This is a genomic window from Nostoc cf. edaphicum LEGE 07299 (genome assembly GCF_015207245.1).
GTDB lineage: Bacteria > Cyanobacteriota > Cyanobacteriia > Cyanobacteriales > Nostocaceae > Nostoc > Nostoc edaphicum_B.
Window position 1 is genome coordinate 1 of sequence record NZ_JADEXF010000675.1, and the last position, 3,491, is coordinate 3,491.

Annotated in this window: 4 protein-coding genes; 2 read left to right on the forward strand and 2 right to left on the reverse strand. The window is 43.8% G+C overall.

Features of this window, described 5'->3' with window-relative positions; genetic code table 11:
* Window positions 1-48 precede the first annotated feature (48 nt).
* Entirely contained in the window at window positions 49-1,551 is a 1,503-nt protein-coding gene (locus IQ229_RS18810; RefSeq protein ID WP_194046350.1) for a UDP-N-acetylmuramoyl-L-alanyl-D-glutamate--2,6-diaminopimelate ligase, read from the reverse strand.
* A gap of 53 nt (window positions 1,552-1,604) precedes the next feature.
* Window positions 1,605-1,886, reverse strand: coding sequence for a glutaredoxin family protein (locus IQ229_RS18815; protein WP_194046352.1), 282 nt, complete (start codon window positions 1,884-1,886; stop codon window positions 1,605-1,607).
* A 185-nt stretch (window positions 1,887-2,071) separates the two neighbouring features.
* Here IQ229_RS18815 and IQ229_RS18820 point away from each other — a divergent pair, with 185 nt between their 5' ends.
* Together IQ229_RS18820 and IQ229_RS18825 are read left to right on the forward strand one after the other, a co-directional pair.
* Complete coding sequence (locus IQ229_RS18820; RefSeq protein ID WP_194046354.1) at window positions 2,072-3,085, forward strand: homogentisate phytyltransferase; 1,014 nt, start codon at window positions 2,072-2,074, stop codon at window positions 3,083-3,085.
* 6 nt (window positions 3,086-3,091) lie between these two features.
* Window positions 3,092-3,491 (forward strand): tetratricopeptide repeat protein (locus tag IQ229_RS18825; protein WP_194046356.1); only part of this gene is annotated, 400 nt, incomplete at its 3' end.

A 3,491-nucleotide genomic window follows, 5' to 3' on the forward strand; every position in this document is an offset into this window, starting at 1 on the left:
GTCTTTCCCCTCCGCCCCTCTGCTCCTCTGCCTCTTCCAATGCCCAAATTAAGCTTGTACGTTAAGTCTTTGCTGTAAAGCGTCGCGGGCGTGTTCTCGGTCGTCAAAATGGATTTTTTCGGTACCGAGAATTTGGTAGTCTTCGTGACCTTTACCAGCAAGCAATACTCCATCACCGGGTTGTGCTTGTAAAATAGCGGTACGAATTGCGATCGCCCGATCGCAAATTACTGTTGGCTGTACTGTGTCAGCTATTCCCGCCAAAATATCTTGCAAAATCCTTTCTGGATCTTCAGTTCGGGGGTTATCTGATGTCACCACTGCCACATCAGCTAACTCAGCCGCAATTTTACCCATTTTTGGGCGCTTGGTGCGATCGCGATCACCTCCACAACCAAATACACAAATCACTTTCCCAGGTATAAACGGACGCGCAGCTTTCAATAAATTTTCCAAGCTATCGGGCGTGTGGGCATAATCCACAATCACGCTAATATCTTGCTCAGTACTGATCTGTACCCTTTCCATCCGTCCGGGAACTCCGGGAAACTCAGGTATCACAGCTGCCACTAACTGCAAATCTAGCCCTAAGTGTAAAACTGCTCCGACGGCTGCTAAAAGATTTTCTAAATTATATTGTCCGACTAGAGGCGATCGAAAAGCTACATAACCTTTTGGTGTATGTAATATCCCACTAACACCATTTGGCTGGTAACTTAAATCGCTCATCCATAAATCAGCACTGTTGTCGTTGACGCTGTAACTCCAAACCCGTTCGGAATCCAACGAGGCAATTAACCGCTTCCCGTAAGAATCATCAGCATTAATTATTGCCCGTCCCTTAAGATAATCAGGACTAAACAATAACGCTTTGGCGGCAAAGTAATCTTCCATATCGCTGTGATAGTCGAGATGGTCTTGAGTAAGATTACTAAATACCGCCACCTCAAATTCACAACCCAACACTCTACCTTGAGCCAAAGCGTGAGAACTGACTTCCATCACTCCGAACTCACTTCCAGCCTTTACCGCCTCTGCTAGCTGCTGTTGGAGTTCCACTGCAAAAGGGGTAGTGTGGGCAGCAGTTTGCTCAAAACCTGTCCAACGAGTGTAGAGAGTTCCCATCAAAGCTGTAGCTAAATTAGCTTTGTTGAGTAGAAATTCAATTAGATGAGTAGTTGTAGTTTTGCCATTTGTACCAGTTACGCCTACTAAGTTGAGTTTTCGCCCTGGATAACCGTAAAAAGCACTGGCTATCTGCGCACAAGCTTGAGTGATGTTACTGGCACTAATGACCACAGCCTGATTTGTGGGAGGATTTTTTTGGGCAGCTTCGGGAGAAACGATCGCAGCTACAGCCCCCGATGCGATCGCACTTTGCCAAAATTCTCCACCATCAACCCGCGTTCCGGGCATCCCAATAAACAAATCTCCCACACGACAAGCATGAGAATTCGTCTTTAAACCCCTAACTTCCACATCCTCCAAAGTGGGAAGGCTTGGCAATTGCTCAACACTGTCTACCGCCGTTAGTAATTCCCGCAATTTCATTTTGTGAACCTCGTCACATTCTTGATCTTGCGCTTATTCTGCATTATTTTTTTCTAATTGGCTAAATATTTACGCAACATTTGCTCCAACTGCTGCACACTAGCACGAGGAGAAGGACGCGGCAATGGTTTCTCACTTCCCTCCGCGTCCTCTGCGCCTCTGCGGTTCGATAAATAAAGTACTGGCACTTCATACTGATACGCAGCAAACCAATCTTCACGAGTCGTAATATCCCTAACTTCCAACTCGAAACTGAGATTTTGGATTTGTTCTAGCTTTTCTTGCAAGCCTTCACATAAATGACAGCCGGGTTTACTGTATAAAATTAATCGCATTCTTGATTTGAGTTAGGGCAAGAAGTTATAAGTTTAGAATAACGTAGACGCTTCGGCTTGTCGCAAGCTACCGCAGAGGGCACGGAGGAGAAGAGTGAAAGCTCATTGATTCATGAAAGAAGTCTAATGACCAAATTCTGTGACAATGATTAACAACCAATCAGAATACTGTATTTAAGCTACTCATGAGCCAAAGTTCTCAAAACAGCCCTTTACCAGGCAAACCTGTTCAATCATATTTCCAGTGGTTATATGCCTTCTGGAAATTCTCTCGCCCTCACACAATTATTGGTACAAGTCTGAGTGTTTTGGGTTTATATTTAATTGCCATTGCTATAAGTAGAGACGCGATTAATCATATCTCTACAGACGCGATGAATCGCGTCTCTACAAACGCTATTCATCACGTCTCTACATATTCCCTACTCCCTGTCTTCGGTGCATGGATTGGTTGTCTGTGTGGCAATGTTTATATTGTGGGGCTGAATCAATTAGAAGATGTAGAAATTGACAAGATTAATAAGCCTCATTTACCCTTAGCGTCTGGTGAATTTTCTCAGCAAACTGGGCAATTAATTGTTGCTTCTACTGGGATTTTAGCGCTGGTTGTGGCATGGCTAACTGGCCCGTTTTTATTGGGTATGGTAGCAATTAGTTTGGCCATTGGTACTGCTTATTCTTTACCGCCAATTCGCTTAAAACAGTTTCCCGTTTGGGCGGCGCTGTGTATTTTTTCGGTGCGCGGTACGATTGTTAACTTAGGTTTATATCTGCATTACAGTTGGGCGTTGCAACAAAATCAAACAATTCCGCCTGTGGTGTGGGTGCTGACGTTATTTATTTTGGTGTTTACCTTTGCGATCGCCATCTTTAAAGATATCCCCGATATGGAAGGCGATCGCCTCTACAATATTACTACTTTCACCATCAAACTTGGCCCCCAAGCTGTGTTCAATCTATCTCTTTGGGTAATAACTGCCTGCTATCTAGGAATAATTCTGGTTGGGGTGCTAAACGTCGCCTCAGTTAACGCCATATTTCTAGTAGTTACTCATTTGGGGCTGTTGGCTTGGCTGTGGTTGCGGAGTTTGACGGTAGACTTACAAGAGAAAAGTGCGATCGCTCAATTCTACCAATTTATCTGGAAACTCTTTTTTATGGAATATCTAATTTTTCCTATCGCCTGTCTTTTGGCTTAGTAGACAATGCTAGAAACCTTTCCCACTAGTTCGATTATCGCTGCTGTTGTAGTTGTTCTGAGTCTGTCAATCCTTGGCTATTTCGCTTGGAAAACTTTGATCACCTCAGACTTGTTTCAAAAAGGTATCAATCTTGCCCAAACAAAAGATTACCAAGGTGCAGAAGCGGCCTTTCGCAAAGTGATTTCCATCAACTCGACTAATGATGTCGTGCGCTTGTTTTTAGGAGATGTTTTAAACCAGCAAGGACAAGTAGAAGAAGCAACAGAATTATTTCGGGAAGTAATTCGCCGCAGTCCGAAAAATCCCGATGCTTACTTGCGTCTGGCGAATATTCTCATGCAGCAAGAGCGAGAAGAAGAAGCTAAAACTAACCTGCAACAAGCTAAAGATTTATTACAAAAAC

What these genes read in the sequence shown, in the direction of transcription:
- IQ229_RS18820 (WP_194046354.1), top strand. Translation starts at nt 2,072, where the DNA reads ATGAGCCAAAGTTCTCAAAACAGCCCTTTACCAGGCAAACCTGTTCAA.
- IQ229_RS18815 (WP_194046352.1), bottom strand. Translation starts at nt 1,886, where the DNA reads ATGCGATTAATTTTATACAGTAAACCCGGCTGTCATTTATGTGAAGGC.
- IQ229_RS18810 (WP_194046350.1), bottom strand. Translation starts at nt 1,551, where the DNA reads ATGAAATTGCGGGAATTACTAACGGCGGTAGACAGTGTTGAGCAATTG.